At 70.5% G+C, this 17,002-nt stretch carries 13 protein-coding genes; 4 read left to right on the top strand and 9 right to left on the bottom strand.

The genetic code is table 11. From position 1 onward, the window contains the following. Nucleotides 1–43: 43 nt before the first annotated feature. On the bottom strand, nucleotides 44–1,528 hold the full coding sequence (locus D4740_RS05800) for a DUF1846 domain-containing protein (protein WP_119836014.1): 1,485 nt from the start codon (nucleotides 1,526–1,528) through the stop codon (nucleotides 44–46). 142 nt (nucleotides 1,529–1,670) lie between these two features. Further along, nucleotides 1,671–1,931 (bottom strand): 30S ribosomal protein S20, encoded by a 261-nt coding sequence (gene rpsT, locus D4740_RS05795; RefSeq protein ID WP_119836013.1) that lies wholly within the window; start codon nucleotides 1,929–1,931, stop codon nucleotides 1,671–1,673. 397 nt (nucleotides 1,932–2,328) lie between these two features. Between rpsT and D4740_RS05790 the strand changes: the two genes are divergently transcribed. Beyond that, complete coding sequence (locus D4740_RS05790) at nucleotides 2,329–3,057, top strand: hypothetical protein (RefSeq protein ID WP_182911353.1); 729 nt, start codon at nucleotides 2,329–2,331, stop codon at nucleotides 3,055–3,057. A gap of 584 nt (nucleotides 3,058–3,641) precedes the next feature. Here D4740_RS05790 and D4740_RS05785 read toward each other — a convergent pair. From D4740_RS05785 to D4740_RS05750, 7 genes are all read right to left on the bottom strand, one after another. Next, complete coding sequence (locus tag D4740_RS05785; protein WP_119836011.1) at nucleotides 3,642–5,024, bottom strand: sugar porter family MFS transporter; 1,383 nt, start codon at nucleotides 5,022–5,024, stop codon at nucleotides 3,642–3,644. Between the two features lie 386 nt (nucleotides 5,025–5,410). After that, complete coding sequence (locus D4740_RS05775; protein ID WP_119836178.1) at nucleotides 5,411–5,992, bottom strand: type II toxin-antitoxin system PemK/MazF family toxin; 582 nt, start codon at nucleotides 5,990–5,992, stop codon at nucleotides 5,411–5,413. Between the two features lie 5 nt (nucleotides 5,993–5,997). Further along, entirely contained in the window at nucleotides 5,998–6,885 is an 888-nt protein-coding gene (gene trpA, locus D4740_RS05770; protein WP_119836009.1) for a tryptophan synthase subunit alpha, read from the bottom strand. A 1-nt stretch (nucleotide 6,886) separates the two neighbouring features. Continuing rightward, nucleotides 6,887–9,205: a tryptophan synthase subunit beta gene (trpB, locus tag D4740_RS05765; protein WP_119836008.1), complete on the bottom strand. Its 2,319-nt coding sequence runs from the start codon at nucleotides 9,203–9,205 to the stop codon at nucleotides 6,887–6,889. Beyond that, nucleotides 9,202–10,455, bottom strand: coding sequence for an anthranilate phosphoribosyltransferase (trpD, locus tag D4740_RS05760; protein ID WP_119836007.1), 1,254 nt, complete (start codon nucleotides 10,453–10,455; stop codon nucleotides 9,202–9,204). Before trpD ends, trpB begins: the two co-directional genes overlap by 4 nt. An 81-nt stretch (nucleotides 10,456–10,536) precedes the next feature. Next, complete coding sequence (locus tag D4740_RS05755; protein WP_119836006.1) at nucleotides 10,537–11,187, bottom strand: aminodeoxychorismate/anthranilate synthase component II; 651 nt, start codon at nucleotides 11,185–11,187, stop codon at nucleotides 10,537–10,539. 1 nt (nucleotide 11,188) lies between these two features. Continuing rightward, nucleotides 11,189–13,099 carry an anthranilate synthase component 1 gene (locus D4740_RS05750; RefSeq protein WP_119836005.1) on the bottom strand — a complete coding sequence of 637 codons (1,911 nt, stop codon included), beginning with the start codon at nucleotides 13,097–13,099 and terminating at the stop codon, nucleotides 11,189–11,191. A gap of 327 nt (nucleotides 13,100–13,426) precedes the next feature. Here D4740_RS05750 and D4740_RS05745 point away from each other — a divergent pair, with 327 nt between their 5' ends. Genes D4740_RS05745 through D4740_RS05735 form a run of 3 tightly spaced genes read left to right on the top strand, consistent with a single transcriptional unit; the run spans nucleotide 13,427 to nucleotide 16,901 of the window. Next, nucleotides 13,427–14,848, top strand: coding sequence for an NAD(P)/FAD-dependent oxidoreductase (locus tag D4740_RS05745; RefSeq protein WP_119836004.1), 1,422 nt, complete (start codon nucleotides 13,427–13,429; stop codon nucleotides 14,846–14,848). Then, entirely contained in the window at nucleotides 14,845–16,233 is a 1,389-nt protein-coding gene (locus tag D4740_RS05740) for a sensor histidine kinase (protein ID WP_119836003.1), read from the top strand. The genes D4740_RS05745 and D4740_RS05740 overlap by 4 nt, the downstream gene beginning before the upstream one ends. Further along, a complete protein-coding gene (locus D4740_RS05735; RefSeq protein ID WP_119836002.1) occupies nucleotides 16,230–16,901 on the top strand; it encodes a response regulator transcription factor in 672 nt (223 codons plus the stop codon). Before D4740_RS05740 ends, D4740_RS05735 begins: the two co-directional genes overlap by 4 nt. Nucleotides 16,902–17,002: the final 101 nt, after the last annotated feature.

Below are 17,002 nucleotides of genomic sequence, written 5' to 3'. Positions count from 1 at the left end.
GTGCGTGCGTCCGGGACGGGCCGCCGGAGTACCTGGATGGTACCTAGCGCTTCCTGTACAGGGCCTTGGTGGCATAGACCGGCTCGTTGGTGACCTGGACCCCCAGGGCGCGCAGTATCCCTTCGTCCACAGGACCCAGGATGGTGGAGGTGTGCACGTCGCAGCCACGCAGGTTGCCCAGCTGCTCCAGGGCGCTACGGGCGTTGCTGTCCCCGTTGGCAGACACGGCCAGGGCGATGAGGACCTCGTCGGTGTGCAGGCGGGGGTTGTGGGAGCCCAGGTGCCTAGTCTTCAGTGTCTGGATCGGCTCGATCGAGGCCGGGGCCAGCAGGTCGACGTCGTCGATCCCGGCCAGGACCTTGAGCGCATTGAGCAGCATGGCCGAGCAGGCTCCCAGCAGCGCCGACGTCTTGCCGGTGACAACTCGCCCGTCCGGTAGCGCGATGGCAGCGGCGGGAGCGCCGGTGGACTCCGCCACCTGCAGGGCGGGCCGGACCACCGGCCGGTCCTCCTTGCTCGCACCGACCTTGGCCATGAGAAGAGAGATCCGGTCGGACTGAAGGGACTCTACGGCGTCACGCCTCTCGGCCACCAGCGCCTTGTAGTAGCGGCGGATGACCTCCTGCACAGCTGCCTCGCGGCAGGCCTCGTCGTCGCTGATGCAGTACCCGGCCATGTTGACGCCCATGTCAGTGGGGGAGGCGTAGGGGGAAGAGCCGAGGATCTCCTCGAACAGGCGGGTAAGTACGGGGAAGACCTCTACGTCGCGGTTGTAGTTGACGGCCTGGGTGCCGTGGGCTGCCAGGTGGAAGGGGTCGATCATGTTGACGTCGTCAAGGTCCGCCGTAGCTGCCTCGTAGGCGATGTTGACCGGGTGGTCCAGGGGCAGGTTCCAGATGGGGAAGGTCTCGAACTTGGCGTAGCCGGAGGCGATGCCGCGCCGGTGGTCGTGGTAGAGCTGGGACAGGCAGGTGGCCATCTTGCCCGAGCCCGGTCCGGGAGCGGTGACGACGACCAGGTCGCGGCTGGTCTCGATGTACTCGTTACGTCCGTATCCCTCCTCGGAGACGATACGGGCCACGTCACCCGGGTAACCGGGAATGGGGAAGTGACGGTAGACCTTGATGCCCAGGCTCTCCAGCTTGCGCCTGAAGTCCTGGGCCTGGCGGTTGTCGTCGGTCCACTGGGTGATGACGACGCTGCCTACGTACAGCCCGTAGCTCCTGAAGGCGTCGACATGGCGCAGCAGGTCGTCCTCGTAGGAGATCCCCAGGTCGGCACGGACCTTGCTGCGGGCCAAGTCCCTGGCGCTGACGGCGACGACGACCTCGACCTCGTCGCTGAGCTCGGCGAGCATGACCACCTTGTTGTCCGGGGTGAAGCCGGGCAGCACGCGGGAGGCGTGCATGTCGTCGATCAGCTTGCCCCCGAACTCCAGGTAGAGCTTGCCCGAAAACTGTGCCCGGCGCTGCGCGATGTGGGCGGACTGCATCCGCCGGTAGGTGTCACGGTCGAAGCCGGTACGCATGGGCACTCCTTGTTGGTAGATGACTGGCAGGTAAAACTGGTCGATGGCAAGTCATTGCTGGTACGCGCGGGGGAGCAGGCACAAGATGAGGGCGCCTCCCTGGCTGGGAGACGCCCTCGGTGGTTGCACGGTAGGACCGGCCTCACAGAGAGGCGACGCGCTTGGCCAGCTTGGACTTGCGGTTGGCCGCTTGGTTCTTGTGAATGACACCCTTGGCGGCAGCCTTGTCCAGCTTGCGGGAGGCTGCGTGGAGGTGGGTGAGAGCCGCCTCCTTGTCGCCGGCCTCGACGGCCTCGCGGACACGGCGCACGTAGGTCTTGAGCTCGGACTTGACAGACTGGTTGCGCAGACGAGCCTTCTCGTTGGTCTTGATGCGCTTGATCTGGGAGTTGATGTTCGCCACGGTGAAGCTTTCTCGTGTCTGGTGTGGTCAGTGGCCGGAGAGAGGGTTCGCGCCACGGGACTGGCAGGAGGTGGTGGGGCACCTGGCTGACCCGTGTGCCGGACCCCGCAGCCGACCAGGCCAGAGGTCCAGTGGGCGACTTTAGCACCTGCTGGCAGCAGGTCCCCAGGGTGGAGGTGCTCAGCGCGGCGTGAGGTGTGTCGCGCCGGGTCGGTGCGCCTGGAGGATTGAGGGCGTGTTGCATGGGAGAGTGGCCGCTGCAACGGCCCGTCCCGGGCGGCGCGCTTGACAGGGTGGATGAGGGGGACCTGCGGCCCAGGACAGCCGCGAGATGACAGGAGGCAGCGTGCACGGTGCAGACTACCTGGCGGCCAGCGGATGGGTGAAGCAGCCCTCAATGGCACATCTCTTGCTGGACAACGGTGTCCCCCTGCCTACCAGGGAGTTCTTACACGACGCCTTCGAGCCGGCTGCGTGGGCGGAGGCTGACAAGGTGTGTAGGCACCTGGAGCAGCAGTTCCGCGACTGTAAATTCTCACAGTCGGTGGTCTGGGGCCCGCTCCTGGTCCCCCGTCCCGATCTCCTTGACGTCCGTGGGGCGCTGGGGGCGGGAGCACGCGAGAGCCAGGAGGAGATCACCAGGCCTGACTTTGTTGATGAGCGTCTTCCCGAGGGTGCCGACGTGACTGACCCAGCCTCCCCGTGGACCCTGTACGTAACGGCTGTCTCTGACGCGGGGCTGGCTATGGGCAGCTATGACGAGGTGCGAGGACGTGGCGACGACCTGGGCAGCAGTCGGGACGAGGTGGGCCGGGGCAACAACAGTTACGAGAGTGTCCAGGGCGGTGCTGGTGGCCGGTTCTTGGTGGATGGCTTCGACACGAGGGCACTCATGGTGCGCCAGCTGTGGGGCGCGCTGGTGGTGCAGAACCTGCGTGCCCCGGACTCGGAGAAGCGCGACAGGTGGACGATGACGCTGTTTGCCGGGGAGGAGCCGGTAGAAGGCATGGCTGCCTCGGGGACCGTACTGCACGGCCAGGTCCGCCAGCGCCTTGGCAAGACGAGCCGAGGCAGTGCTCCGGTACGTGTCAGGCCGGCCCTGCGGGTGGCCTCAGCGGTTGCCTAACTCTGGTGGCGGCTGAGTTCCTAGTTGGGGCTTCTGCCCACGGCTACCCGCAGGACATCAAGCATGCCACCTATACCAGTACCGTCACCACGGCGGCCTGCTCATCCTCATAACCGCCACTTCAGCCCGTGCCACGGTGGCAACGGGCCTGTCTCACCAGCCGACTGCCCGTGGCAAGTACGTGTATCTCTAGCCAGTTCTCGTTCACGCGTGGGGTTGGAGACGCTGGTGCGGCTGCAGTTGTGTCGTGCGGATGTCACGTTCGAGAACGGAGTGTCCACGGCGGCCACAAACGGATCTGACCTGGCCCGGGCAAGAGAGCAGAGCCTTGCACTCACGCGGTTTCCCCGGGGACCTACGTGCTCTGCCGAGGCGTTTGTGGCCGCCGTGGACACGCAAACACAGACTGTCACGACCAACCAGCCCGACACGCACAGAGAAGTACCCCTTGGCCGAGTAGCCCTTCCAGTCTCGCTGGTCTGCGAGGCGACCTCGTCGGGGTGTGGAAGTGCCTGTCTGCTAGCGTCCATGACGCACGTGCCTGCGCCACGGCTCCCGCCGTGGCGCAGGCACGTGCGTGGGGTTCAGTCCTGGTCCAGGCCGAGGCGCTTCTCCATCTCCTCCAGAGGCACACCCTTGGTCTCTGGCATTGTCAGCAGCACCCAGGCGAGCTGGCCGATCATGCACACAAAGAAGATTCCGAAGGCCCAGCCTCCGCCCAGACCGCCCATGACGGTGGGGAAGCCCCAGGAGACCACGGCAGCGAAGAACCAGTGGGTGAAGGAACCCAGGGCCTGGCCGCGGGCGCGGATGCGGCTGGGAAAGATCTCGGAGATGAACACCCAGATGACCGAGCCCTGGCCGAAGGCGTGCGAGGCGATGAACACCAGCAGGCTCATCAGGACGAACGTGGAGGTGCTGCCGCCCAGGTCCTCCCCGGACAGGAAGAACACCGAGGAGATCGCGCCCAGAGACAGGAGGTAGCCGATAGAGCCGACCAGCATGAGTCTGCGGCGGCCAAAGCGGTCGATGACAGTCAGCGCGGTCATGGTGGCCACGAGGTTCATGGTCCCGATCGCGATAGAGGACAGGAAGGCCGCGTCGTTACCGGCCCCGGCCATGCGGAAGATGTCCGGGGCGTAGTACATGATCGCGTTGATGCCAGAGAGCTGGTTGAAGGTGGCGATCGCGATGGCCAGGAGGATGACCTTGGTATTCCTGCGCACGAAGAACGGTGCCTGGCCCAGGGAGGCGTCCTCCTCCAGGCGGCGGGCGATCTCGGTGATCTCGTACTCGGCCTCCTCCGGTGACTGGGTCAGGCGGTCGAGGATGGCGCGCGCCTCACCGGTGCTGCCGCGGCCGTAGAGCCACCGGGGGCTCTCCGGGATGCCCAGAGCCAGGAGGAAGAAGATGACCGCCGGGGCAGCCTCGATGCCCAGCATCCAGCGCCAGGCGACCTCGTAGTCGAAGGCTTGGGAGAACACGTAGTTTGTCATGTAGGCCAGGAGGATGCCCAGCACCACGTTGAACTGCACCAGGCCTACGAGCCGCCCGCGCATGCGCGCCGGGGAGATCTCCGCGGTGTAGATCGGTGCCACCACGGAGGCGCCACCGACGCCGATCCCCCCGATGAGACGGAAGAACATGAACAGGAGCCAGTTGGAGACCAGGGCCGAGCCCAGGGCTGAGACCGTGTAGAGGATGCCGATTGACAGCAGGACCCTCTTGCGGCCCCATACGTCGGCGGGCCGACCTGCCGACATGGCACCGATGATGGTGCCGATCAGGGCGGTGGCGACAGTGAAGCCGAGCCAGAAGTCGCTAAGGCCGTAGATGTCGCGGAGGTTCTCCGTGGTCCCCGAGATGACTGCGGTGTCGAATCCGAAGAGGAGACCGCCCAGCGCTGCCACGACAGCGCTGCGGATCACGAGGGGGCTGGTTCTTTGCGGAGCAGGAGTTGTCGTCATTGACGGGTCTTTCAAGGGTGTTGGGTCAGGGTATCGGATGGGTGCTGGACGTCACGTGACCATTGCGCAACGTAGCCTACACCAGGAACATGGTCGGTGGGGAGGAAACGGAGAGGAACAAACAGGAAATAGAGAGGACCAGGGCGAGAGAGTGAGGAACAGAGAAGACCAGGAAGAAGGGGGTCGGGGAGGGACCAGGCGCTCCCCTCCTGTCCCAGGACCTCAGCCCTGTGGCTCCTATGACGGGAAAGCGGCTGACCGCAGCCTCGTAGCGGATGTCAGCGGGCACCTGCGGCTGACGGGAAAGCGGCTGACCGACGTCTCGTCTGCCACGCTCTGCCCGGCAGACGCTTCCCACCGTTGCCGACACGCACCTCAGGAGCGGCTCAGGACCAGTGCTGCTTGAGAGCCGTGACGACTCCGTCAAAGACTGCCTGCTCCATCGTGGCGCCCTCGCGGCGCACCGCAGCGGGGTCCACCGACAGCAGCCGGTCCAGGCGGACCTCGCTGGGGCGGCCCTTCCTGTCCCAGGCGCCGGTGCCCACGTCATACCAGTATCGGCCCCACCGGGCCTCCTGGGCGGCGTCGGCGTCGTGGTCCCTGCTCGTCATCTGGGCGACCACTAGGCGCGCGTCGCTGCGGGCCAGCACCAGGACCGGCCGGTCCTTGCCCTGAGAGGGGTCCTCCTCGTAGGGCACCCAGGCCCACACGACCTCACCGGGGTCGGCCCGGCCGTCAGGGCTGGGCGTGTAGGCGAAGGACGGCAGGCCGTTGCGGGCCACGTCCCACACCGTGGCCCTACTGAGGCAGTCGGAGGCAGGTGGGGCCGCTGTGGAGGGGCAGGCGGAGGCAGCGCGCCTGTCACTTCTGCCGGTCCTGCCACCAGTCTTATCAGCCGCCAGGGAGTCGGCCGCTGCGGTCACGACCGGTCCCAGCAGCCCCAGGACCCTTGTAAGAAGTGACGGCACCAGCCTCACCCCTGCCGCTGCTGCTGGAGGGCGGACTGCCGACTGCGGTGGGTGGCCGCCTTCATGGCTGAGCAGAACTCGACCAGCTCGCTGCTCAGCGCCTCCAGCTCCGCCTCGTAGGCGGTGGAGCCTCTGGGTGCCTCCCGCAGGCTGGCGGCGTGGGACTCCACGATCCTCACTGTCGCCGAGCCGCTGATAGCACCGTCGGCCCCGGCAGCCAGCGCCTCGGTAACCTGGTCGGGACGGGAGATGCCAAAGCCCAGCATGACCGGTGCCGCACTGGCGGAGCGCAGCCGTTCTACCGCTTGGGCCAGCCCGACGGTGGAGGAGGCGTGCTCCGTACCGGTGACTCCCACCCGGGAGACCGCGTAGATGTAACCGCGCGAGGCGGCGGCCACCGCATCCAGGGTATGGTCGGCGGCGGAGGGCGGGGCGATGTAGACCGGGTCCACTCCGGCAGCCCGGGCGGCGGCGCTGAAGGGGAGCGACTCGCGCACCGGAACGTCAGGCAGCAGCACGGAGTCGATGCCCGCCCCCGCACAGTCAGCGTAGAAGCGCTCCAGTCCCAGAGCGAAGGGGACGTTGCCGTAGACGAGCATGCCTATGGGGACCTGATGGTGGCGGGCGCGCACGCGTGCCACTACCTCCAGGCAGTCGTGGAACCCGGCACCAGACTCCAGTGCCCGGACGTGGGCGCGCTGGATGGTCGGCCCGTCTGCCACCGGGTCGGAGAAGGGCACTCCCAGCTCCAGGGCGTCGGCGCCGCCCGCTACGAGTGCCTCGATCACCGCCTCGCAGACGTCCAGGTCAGGGTCGCCCACCATGACGAAGGGCACGAAGGCGCCCTCCTCGCGGGCTTTCAGTGCTCGGAACATGTCGGTGTAGCGGCTCATCTCAGGACTCCTTGGCCAGGCTGGCCAGGGGTGCGTACTCGCTGCGCCTGCCCGCCTCCACCATACGGGCGGCCCTGGCCACCGCCCCGTCGGTGGAGAACGAGCCGCCCAGGCGCGTGCGCACCTGGTCCAGGTCCTTGTCCCCCCGCCCCGACAGGCACACCAGCAGGACCGGCGGCTCGGCCCCCTCCGGTGTGCTGCGCGCCACCTTCAGGGCGTGGGCCAGGGCGTGGGCCGACTCCACGGCAGGGATGATCCCCTCGTGCCGGGACAGCAGGCGGAAGGCCTTGATGGCCTCCTCGTCGTCCACGCCCACGTAGCGGGCCCGCCCAGTGTCGGCCAGCCAGGCGTGCTGGGGTCCCACCCCGGGGTAGTCCAGGCCTGCGGAGACGGAGAAGGACTCCTCCACCTGGCCGTCAGCGGTGCGCATGAGGTAGCTGCGGGAGCCGTGGAGGATACCGACCCGCCCCGTGCTGATGGGTGCTCCGTGGCGTGCGGTGTCCAGGCCCTCCCCGGCGGGCTCCACACCGGTCAGCCTCACCTGCTCGTCGTCAAGGAAGTCGGCGAACATGCCGATGGCGTTGGAGCCCCCGCCCACGCAGGCGATGACCTCCTCAGGCAGGCGCCCCGTCATCGCCAGCACCTGGGCACGAGCCTCGGTGGAGATGACTCGGTGGTACTCGCGCACGATGGTGGGGAAGGGGTGGGGGCCGGCGGCCGTGCCCAGCAGGTAGTGGGTGGTACGGAAGGAGGCAGTCCAGTCACGCAGGGCCTCGTTGACAGCGTCCTTGAGGGTCCCTGCCCCGGAGTTCACGGGGACGACGGTGGCCCCCATGAGTTCCATGCGTTCCACGTTGGGGGCCTGGCGTACCACGTCGGTGGCCCCCATGTAGATCGTGCACTCCAGGCCCAGCAGGGCGCAGACCATGGCGGTGGCGGTCCCGTGCTGACCCGCGCCGGTCTCCGCGATGACGCGCGTCTTGCCCATCCTGCGGGCCAGGAGCGCCTGGCCCAGCACCTGGTTGCCCTTGTGGGCGCCTCCGTGGAGGAGGTCCTCGCGCTTGAGCAGGATACGGGCGCGGCCCTCCACCGGCAGGCTGCGCAGGGGGGTCAGGGGGGTGGGCCGACCCAGGTAGCGGCTCATCAGCTCGCCCAGCTCGGCGGCGAAGGAGGGGTCGGAGCGGGCCTCGATAAAGGCGTCCTCGAGCTGGTCCAGGGCGGGCACCAGCAGCTCGGGCACGTACTGGCCTCCGTAGGGGCCGAAGTAGGCCCCCAGCCTCGGGTGGGTCCGGTTGCTCCCCGTGGTCTCCCCGGTACCTTTCTGGGGCGCTCCTGAGCTACTGCCTGGGCTGCCTACGCTGCCCGTGCCGGGGCGCTGGCCCACGGGCACCGCAGCGGCCAGGGTGGCGGCCGCAGCGGCGGGGTCCGGGGCGCCTGACAGGGAGGAGCCCACCAGGAGGGCGTCAACCTGCCCGGCCAGGCGGCGCACGTCCCCAGGGGTGGACACGCCTGACTCGCCTACCAGCACGGTGCCGGCTGGTGCCAGCGGCGCCATCTCCTCGGTACGGGCCAGGTCGGTGGCCAGTGTGTGCAGGTCTCGGTTGTTGATACCAATGACACGAGCACCCAGGGCTGCGGCCCGGTGCATCTCCTGGGGCGTGGAGACCTCTGTGAGTACCTCCATGCCCAGTTCGTGGGCCAGCCCGGCCAGCTCGCGGTAGACGTCGTCAGGCACCACGGAGAGCATGAGGAGGACGGCGTCGGCCCCCAGGTGACGGGCAGCCAGCACCTGGACCTCGTCAACGACAAAGTCCTTGCACAGCACCGGCACGTCCACCACCGCTCGTACGGCGGCCAGGTCTTGGAAGGAGCCGTTGAACCGGTCCGGCTCGGTGAGCACCGAGACGGCCGAGGCATAAGGGGCGTACTGGGTGGCCAGGGCGGCAGGGTCGTAGCTGGAGCGGATGGTGCCTCGTGAGGGGGATGCTGCCTTGCACTCCATGACAAGGGCCGGGCGCGGGCTGGGGCTGGGACCTGAGCGGGTGCGCAGCGCCTGGGCCAGGGACCGTGCCGAGGGCTCCAGGTCTTGGGCGCGCAGGTGCCCGAACTGCGCCCGCAGCTCGGGAAGCCGGGCGCGCCGGGCTGTGACGATGGAGTCCAGGACGGTGCCGGTGGCCATGAGACGCTGGTCCACGGGACGCCGCTGCGGGCGGGCGGGTCCGGTGCGCCCGGTCGTGCCGGGCCTAGCCGTGGTGGGATCTGCTGCGGCGGGCGCTGCTTCAGGGCGCGGTGTCGCGGGGCCGGGGGAGGGGCTGGTCATCGGGTCTCACCCTCCCCGCCCTGGTCAGCGGCACCTGCCGGGGGTGCGGCTGAGTTCCCGGCGGCCGTGGCCCAGGCCGTCTCCGAGGCCCTGGTCATGGACTCCAGGTGGCTGGCCACCCGGCCGCTGGCCAGCTGGTCCAGGGCCATGCGGGTGCCGTCGGCCAGGTTGTCGGCCGGACCTGCCAGGTAGAGCAGCGCCCCGGCGTTGACGGCGATCGCGTCGCGGTGCGCCTCCTGGCCGTTGCCGACGAAGACCTCGCGCAGCAGGTCGGCGTTGTGCTGCGGGTCGCCGCCCAGCACGTCGTGGAGGGCGTAGGTGGGCACTCCCAGGTCCTCCGGGGTGACCGTGTAGGACGTGACGCCGCGCGGGGTGGCCTCACGCACCAGGGTGGGGCCGTGGACGGCGATCTCGTCGGTGCCCGCGCCGTGGACCACCAGCGCGCGCTTGCGACCCAGACGGACCATGGTCTCGGCGATCATGTCGAGGATGCCCGGGTCAGCCACCCCCATGAGCTGGTAGGTCAGGTGGGCAGGGTTGAGCAGGGGGCCCAGCACGTTGAAGATCGTCGGTGTGGCCAGGGCCTGGCGGACAGGCGCGACATGGCGCATGGCCGGGTGGTAGGCCTGGGCGAACAGGAAGGTGAAGTGGTCACGGGCCAGGACCCCCACCGCCTCCTGGGGGGGGAGGTCCACGGGCAGGCCCAGGGCGGCCACGACGTCGGCCGCGCCGGTGCGCGAGGACACGGCCCGGTTGCCGTGCTTGGCTACCGAGACCCCCATAGAGGCAGCCACGATCCCCGCTGCGGTGGAGATGTTGAGGGTCCCTGCCCCGTCACCCCCGGTGCCCACGACATCGACGAGCGGGAAGGTGACCTGGGGGAAGGGCCGGGCGGCCTGGCGGAAGGCGCTGGCGGCCCCGGCGACCTCGTCGGCGGTCTCGCCCCGGGCGTGCAGGGCGGCCAGCAGGGCGGCGGTCTCGGCCTCGGACAGGTCCCCAGCGCCCAGCGCGGCGAAGACGACGCCGGTCTCCTCCTGGGTCAGGCGCCTGCCCTGAATCACCTCACGTAGCAAGCGATGGGCGTCCTCGGCACCGGCGACCGTGGAGGCAGCGGGAGCGCTCGCCGGGGCGACCGCCGGGCTGGTCGCGGCGCTGCTCCCCGCCGTGCTTCTTGCAGCCTTGTCTGCTGTCTTCTCCGTGGTGCCCCCTGTGCTGGTGTCTGCGGGGGTGTCAGCTGGTGCAGGGGTCATGGGTTCCTCGTGATTTCTGGTCATTGACTGGTGTGTGGGCGGAGTAGCGCTGTCATGTGGGAGCCGGGGCTGCGGGACGGCTCAGGTGGCTTGCGTGCCGGACAGGCTCGTGATCAGTGACCGCAGGAGCGCGGGCCCCTGCGGGGTGAGGACGGACTCCGGGTGGAACTGGAGACCGATAGCGGGACGCTGGCGGTGGCGCGCAGCCATGACGACGCCGGGGCCGGCCGGGTCCGCCTCCGCTGTGACGGCCAGCGGCACCAGGACGGCGGGCAGCGCACGGGTGCCCAGGGAGTGGTAGCGGGCGACGTCAAGCGGTCCGCCCGCCAGGACCTGGAAGGCGGGGTCACAGCGCCCCGGCCCGGTCACGTCCACGCGCACCGAGCGGCCGTGCACGGCCCCGACCCGGTCCACCCGGCCCCCGCAGGCCTCGACGATCGCCTGGAAGCCCAGGCAGATGCCCAGCACGGGGACGGCGCGCTCCAGAGCGGCGCCGACCAGCTCCATGAGGCAGCCTGAGGTGCGCGGGTGGCCGGGTCCGGGTGACAGGCACAGCACCGGTCGCTCAGTGCTGCTGCCACTGCTGCTGCCCGGCCGCGGTTGGAGCGCGTCCAGGACGGTGGAGGCGGGGCTCGTGCTGCGGTAGACCTCGATGTCGGCCCCCAGGGAGGCGAACTGGTCGACGAGGTTGTAGACGAAGGAGTCGCGGTTGTCGAGCAGGACGACGCGCATCTCAGGGCCTCTCTTCCCGGTCCGTGTCTTCCCGTGCCGTGGCCTCAGGGCTGCTGGAGCCGATGACGAGCCGGGCACCCTGGGCGGCGGCAACGGCCTCCAGGACCGCCCGGGCCTTGTGGAGGGTCTCAGCGGCCTCGGCGGCCGGCACGGAGTCGGCCACCACTCCCGCCCCGGCCTGCACCAGAGCCGTCCCCTCACGCACGAAGGCGGAGCGGATGACGATGCAGGTGTCGAGCTCCCCGTCGCCGCGCAGGTAGCCGACCGAGCCGCCGTAGCTGCCGCGTCGCACCCCCTCGGCGGTGCGGATGAGCTCGGCGGCGCGCAGCTTGGGGGCGCCGGTGAGAGTGCCCATGGTCATGGAGGCGCGCAGGGCGTCCAGGGCGTCCAGGTCAGCGTCGAGCTGCCCGCTCACCTCCGAGACCAGGTGCATGACGCGGGAGTAGCGGTCCACGCGCATGAGGTCGTCAACCTGGCGGGTCCCGGCCACGCTCACCCTGGCGACGTCGTTACGGGCCAGGTCCACCAGCATGACGTGCTCGGCGACCTCCTTGGCGTCGGTGCGCAGCTCCAGCTCCAGGCGCGTGTCGCGCTCGTGGTCGATGCTGCCGTCTGGGGCCAGGCCGCGCGGGCGGGTGCCGGCGATGGGGCGGATGGCGACCCGCCCGGTCCTGGCCGAGTGCAGCAGGGCGGACTCCGGGGAGGCTCCCAGCAGCTCGAAGTCAGGGGTGCCCAGGTAGAACATGTAGGGGCTCGGGTTGGAGTCGCGCAGCCGGTGGTAGGCGGCCAGGGCGCTTGGGCACGGCATGGTGAAGCCGCGTGAGGGCACCACCTGGTAGACGTCCCCGGCGGCGATGTGGCCCTGCATCTGGTCCACCAGGGCCTCGAAGTCGTTGTCGGAGACAGTGGGACGGGCGGTCAGGGTAGTGGCTGGTACCGCTGCCCGGGGGGCCGGGTCCCGCGGAGGGGCTGCCGGAGGCCCCTGCGGCTGCGGGGCCGGGTCCTCGGAGTCGTTCGCGTCCTGAGAGTCCCTGGAGTCAGCGGCGTGTCCGGGGAGCGCCCGGGGCCGGGCAGCAGCCTGGCCGGTGGCGGTGTCGGCAGCGGCGTCGGTAGCGGTGTCGATGGCAGCGGCCAGCTCGTCTAGGCGCTGCTCCAGGTCACAGGCGTCCACGGAGGCCCCCACCAGGGTGGCCGTGCGCGTGGGGTGATCGATAACCAGGATGATACGGGCGTCGTAGAAGAGGTAGTCGGGGCAGGTGTTGGCGCCCGTGGCTACCTCGGGCAGGGTCTCGACGGTGGCCAGGTAGTCGAAGGCGAGCACGCCCGCCTCCAGGGGCAGGTGGGGGTGGTCCACCTTGGTGGCGGCCAGGACCCGCAGGGGCTCGACGGTGGAGGTGGCGGTGAGCCGTTCGCGCTCCTCCAGGCTGCCGTCCTCGGGCGGGTCCGGGAAGGTCAGGGTGACCTGCTCGGCGGCCCGGATGCTGGCCGGGGCGCCTCCGGGCCGAGGGCTAGCCTGCGTGGGCTGCTGCGCGCGCTGTGGGTCAGGATCTGGAGCGGGCTGCGGTGCGGGGCCTGGTGCGGGCTCGCTGAGGACGTAGCGGCCCAGGGCGGTGCGCACCCGCTCCACAGCGGCACGGCCGTCGGCTCCGGCGCGGGGGAGGGCCTCGACAGTGACGGTAGGGCCGGTGCAGGTCAGCCGGGCGGAGGCCTCCAGGACCATGACGGTGGTGCGGGAGGCCTTGGTGGTGACGTCGGCCGTCTCCAGCAGCACGGTGTCGCAGGGGCGCGGTGCGCCGTCGGTGCCCGCAGTGATGGGGACCAGGCCCGCCGCAGCCAGGTGCTCCAGCAGCAGGCCTGCGTCGCGGTGGTAGCTGGTGGCCCGTGTTAGCACGGTGGGTGGGGGAAGCGTCATGAGGGCCTTCCTGTTCGTGCCACCAGCAGGACCCGCCCGCTGACGCGCAGGACCTCGCCTGGTGGCGAGCTCTTGCGGTGCGGTGCCGACTGTAGGGCGTCAGCGGCTGCGGGTGGCTCGCCTCCTGGGGAGCCACCACCACTGGCTGGTGCAGGGCGCGGTCATGGCCGAACCTTATGACGGGCGGTGCCGTGCGCACAAGCGCAGCGCCACCGGAGGGTGCGTGTGGCCTCGTGACAAGAGTGTTGACATGGTTTCTAGGTCACGGGTAGCGTCGCGTGGACATGTAGCCTGCGGGCTGCTGAGCTGGTGCGTAGCGAGGAGCCTATGAGGCAGGCAGTTGTCGTGGGCAGTGGTCCCAACGGGCTGGCTGCCGCCGTGACGCTGGCCGAGGCTGGCCTGGCTGTGCGCGTGGTCGAGGCGGGTGACAGGATTGGTGGCGGTGTCGACTCGGAGGAGCTGACGCTGCCGGGGCTGGTGCATGACACGTGCTCGGCGTTCCACCCCTTTGGCCCGGTCTCACCGTTTATGAGCCGCTTTGGCCTGGAGGGGGAGGGACTGCGGTGGCGCTGGGCCCCTTACGAGCTGGCCCACCCACTGCCTGACGGGCGCGGGGCCGTCCTTCACCGCAGCGTCGCGGACACGGCGGCGGGCCTGGGCGGGGACGGGGCGGTCTGGGCCGGGCTGCTCGGCCCGCTGGCCGAGCACTTTGACGCGCTGTCGGCGGAGATCCTCCAGCCCGTGGCCCACATGCCGACTCACCCGTTGGTCCTGGCCCGGTACGGCGCCCCTGCTGCTACGCCCGCGGCGATGCTGGCGCGGGTGTGGAGGGGCGAGGCGGCCCGCGCCCTGTTCGCTGGTGCCGCTGCGCACGCGCTGCGCCCCTTGGGGGCGCCCTTCTCCTCGGCCATCGCTCTGGCGCTGCTGGCGGCGGCCCACGGCTGCGGGTGGCCGGTGGCCCAGGGCGGCTCCGGCGCGATCAGGGACGCGGTGCTGCGCCGGGCGCGGCGCGCGGGGGTCGAGATCGAGACCGGACGGCGTATCAGGTCACGCAGGGAGGTGGAGCCGGGCAGCCTGATCATGCTGGACACCTCGCCCGCTGCGGCTGCCCAGATCCTTGCCGATGCCCTGCCGGGACACGTGGCGCGGGCCTACCGGGCCTACCGGCACGGGCCGGGGGTGGCCAAGGTGGACATGGCCGTGGCCGAGGGGGTGCCCTGGCGACACCTGCCCTCCCGGCAGGCGGGTACGGTCCACCTTGGGGGGACCCTGGCCCAGGTCGCTGCCGCCGAGCGGGAGGTCTGGCGCGGGCGGATGCCGCGGCACCCCTTCATCCTGGTGGGCCAGCAGTACCTGGCTGACCCGGGCCGGGCCCATGGGGGCGTGTACCCCCTCTACGCCTACGCCCACGTCCCGGCGGGCTGGCCCGGTGACGTCACACGGCTGGTCACTGACGAGATCGAGCGCTACGCCCCGGGTTTCCGCGAGCGTGTCCTGGCCTCCACCTCCCGCTCGGCCCTCGATCTCCAGGCGGCCAACGCCAACTACGTCGGCGGGGACATCATCGCGGGTGCCAGCACGGCGCGCCAGCTGGTGGCGCGGCCGCGACTCGCCGCCAACCCGTACGCCACCGGCGTCCCCGGGGCCTACCTGTGCTCGGCCGCGACCCCGCCGGGTGCTGGTGCGCACGGCATGTGCGGATACCTGGCCGCGCGGGCTGCCCTCAAGGACCTGGGGGAGAGGCGGTGACCCGGGCGGATGGCCCGGGCAGCCGGGGTGCCCATGACGGTCACACTCGCGGTGCGGACCGGGCAGGGCGTGCGGGCCTGGGTGGCCCCGCCAGTCCGGTCACCGACGCCGTCCCGACCCGCAGGGACCGCCCGAGGGCACTGCCCCACGACTGGTGGCGGCGCGACCTTGCGGTCGCCCTCCTCGCCCTCCTGCTGTGCGGGGTGGAGACCGAGGCCGTGCGCAGCCTCGGTGTGCTAGAGCGCGGCGGCACGGTTGTGGCGGCCTACGGCTTCGCGGGCGGGCTGGCCCTGCTGTGCGTGTGGCGGCGGCGGTTTCCCCTGAGTGTGGCCGCCTGCGTGTTCCTCCTGTTCCTGGTCGTCAACCTGACTGAGCCCGACGTGCTCAACCTGTTGGGCAACAAGGCGGTCCTCGCCCTGGTGCTGTTCAGTACCGCAGCCTGGGCCTGGCCGCGTCGCCGGGCGAGGACCGTGCTGGCCGCCCTGGTGGCAGGCCTCCTCCTTCTGGGTGCGGTGCTCACGGTGAGGGGCGCGGTGGCCAGCGGCCTGTGGTCGCAGCCGACGCTCCACCTGCTGCCCCCCGGCCTGGCCCTGCTCATCGACAACCTGCTGCTCAACGCGCTGTGGTGCGGGCTGCCGGTGCTGGCGGGCACCATCGCGTGGCAGCTGGTCCAGGAGCGGATGCTGGTGGAGGAGCAGGCCGCTCTCATTGACGCCCAGGCTGAGGAGCGTCGGGCCGACGCGGTGGCCGACGAGCGGCTGTGGATCGCCCGCGACCTGCACGAGGTCGCGTCACGTGACGTGGCAGCCGTTGGTGTGTCGGCTGCGGCGCTGCGGCGCAACCTCACCAGCCCTCCCCCGGAAGTGGCCCAGGGGTTGCGGGACATGGAGGCGATGTCGCGAGAGGCGATGCGTGCCCTGCGCCTGGTCGTGGGCTCGTTGCGCCAGGATGACGGGGGCGGCCTGCCTCCGGGTCTGGACAGCCTCCCGGGACTGGTTGAGGAGCTGGGCCGCCGTGGCCTGAGACTGCGCTACTCGCAGGTGGAGTGCTGTCCCGGGATGACCGGCAGGGTCCCAGCGGCGGTGGGCCTGTCGCTGTACCGGGTGGCGCAGGAGGCCCTGTCCAGCGTGCTGGCCTCCTCCACTGCGGACGAGGCCTCCCTGGTGCTGCGGGTGCTGCACCAGGGCACCGGGCACGCCGCCGAGGTCGAGGTGGTGGAGCGGGGGCGCAGACGTGAGACCGCCTCCGGTGATCGGCGCGGCCTGCTCGGTGTCTCCGAGCGCGTGGCTGCCCACGGCGGCACGGCTGAGGTCGGCCCTCGCCTGGCTGGCGGGTACGGTGTGCGGGTGAGACTGCCCTTCCGCCCTGTGGAGGAGCCGGGATGAGCCAGATCCGGGTGCTCCTGGTCGATGACCACACCGTCATGCGCCGAGGCTTCGCGCTCATGCTCCAGGCCGAGCCCGACATCGTGGTGGTGGGGGAGGCCGCTGACGGCGCGGCCGCAGTGCGCCAGGCCCGTGCGCTGAGTCCTGACGTCGTCCTCATGGACGTGCAGATGCCTGGCGTGGACGGTATCAAGGCCACCGAGCAGGTGACCGAGGCCGGACTCGCCCAGGTCGTCATCCTTACCGCCTTTGACGACGACGGGGCCCTGTTTTCCGGGCTGTCGGCCGGGGCCGCGGGCTACCTGCTCAAGAACGCCGACCCGGTTGAGATCGCCGAGGCCATCCGCCAGGTCCACCGGGGTCACGGCCAGCTGGCGCCGGAGGTGACCAGGCGGGTGCTGGACCGCCTGCCGCACCAGGGGCGGGGCGCGGCGCCGTCTGCCGCACTCGACTCCCTGACCCCGCGGGAGCGGGAGGTGCTGCGCCTGGTGGCCCAGGGGCGCACCAACCAGGAGATCGCCGAGGAGCTGATCGTGGGTGTCACGACGGTCAAGAGCTACCTGTCGGCCTGCCTGGCCAAGTTGCACGCGCGTGACCGCGTCCAGCTGGTGGTGCTGGCCTACGAGCTCGGACTCGTGCGGCCCGGTGAGGGTGGTTCTCCGTCCTGATCCTGGCTCGCGGCGGCAGTCTGCCGGGTGCAGCCGGGAGGCTGCGCGGGTCGAGGCAGCTGTCTCACGTGGGCACGAGACCTGTCAGGTGTGCGGCTGGG

The sequence above is a fragment of the Actinomyces sp. 2119 genome (assembly GCF_003591215.1).
Lineage (GTDB): Bacteria > Actinomycetota > Actinomycetes > Actinomycetales > Actinomycetaceae > Actinomyces > Actinomyces lilanjuaniae.
This window is presented reverse-complemented; position numbering and strand designations above follow the sequence as displayed.

Bases quoted from the DNA above. Each gene is read 5' to 3' on its own strand.
- D4740_RS05800 (WP_119836014.1), bottom strand. From the start codon at position 1,528: ATGCGTACCGGCTTCGACCGTGACACCTACCGGCGGATGCAGTCCGCC.
- D4740_RS05790 (WP_182911353.1), top strand. From the start codon at position 2,329: ATGGCACATCTCTTGCTGGACAACGGTGTCCCCCTGCCTACCAGGGAG.
- D4740_RS05785 (WP_119836011.1), bottom strand. From the start codon at position 5,024: ATGACGACAACTCCTGCTCCGCAAAGAACCAGCCCCCTCGTGATCCGC.
- trpA (WP_119836009.1), bottom strand. From the start codon at position 6,885: ATGAGCCGCTACACCGACATGTTCCGAGCACTGAAAGCCCGCGAGGAG.
- trpB (WP_119836008.1), bottom strand. From the start codon at position 9,205: ATGACCAGCCCCTCCCCCGGCCCCGCGACACCGCGCCCTGAAGCAGCG.
- trpD (WP_119836007.1), bottom strand. From the start codon at position 10,455: ATGACCCCTGCACCAGCTGACACCCCCGCAGACACCAGCACAGGGGGC.
- D4740_RS05755 (WP_119836006.1), bottom strand. From the start codon at position 11,187: ATGCGCGTCGTCCTGCTCGACAACCGCGACTCCTTCGTCTACAACCTC.
- D4740_RS05750 (WP_119836005.1), bottom strand. From the start codon at position 13,099: ATGACGCTTCCCCCACCCACCGTGCTAACACGGGCCACCAGCTACCAC.
- D4740_RS05745 (WP_119836004.1), top strand. From the start codon at position 13,427: ATGAGGCAGGCAGTTGTCGTGGGCAGTGGTCCCAACGGGCTGGCTGCC.
- D4740_RS05735 (WP_119836002.1), top strand. From the start codon at position 16,230: ATGAGCCAGATCCGGGTGCTCCTGGTCGATGACCACACCGTCATGCGC.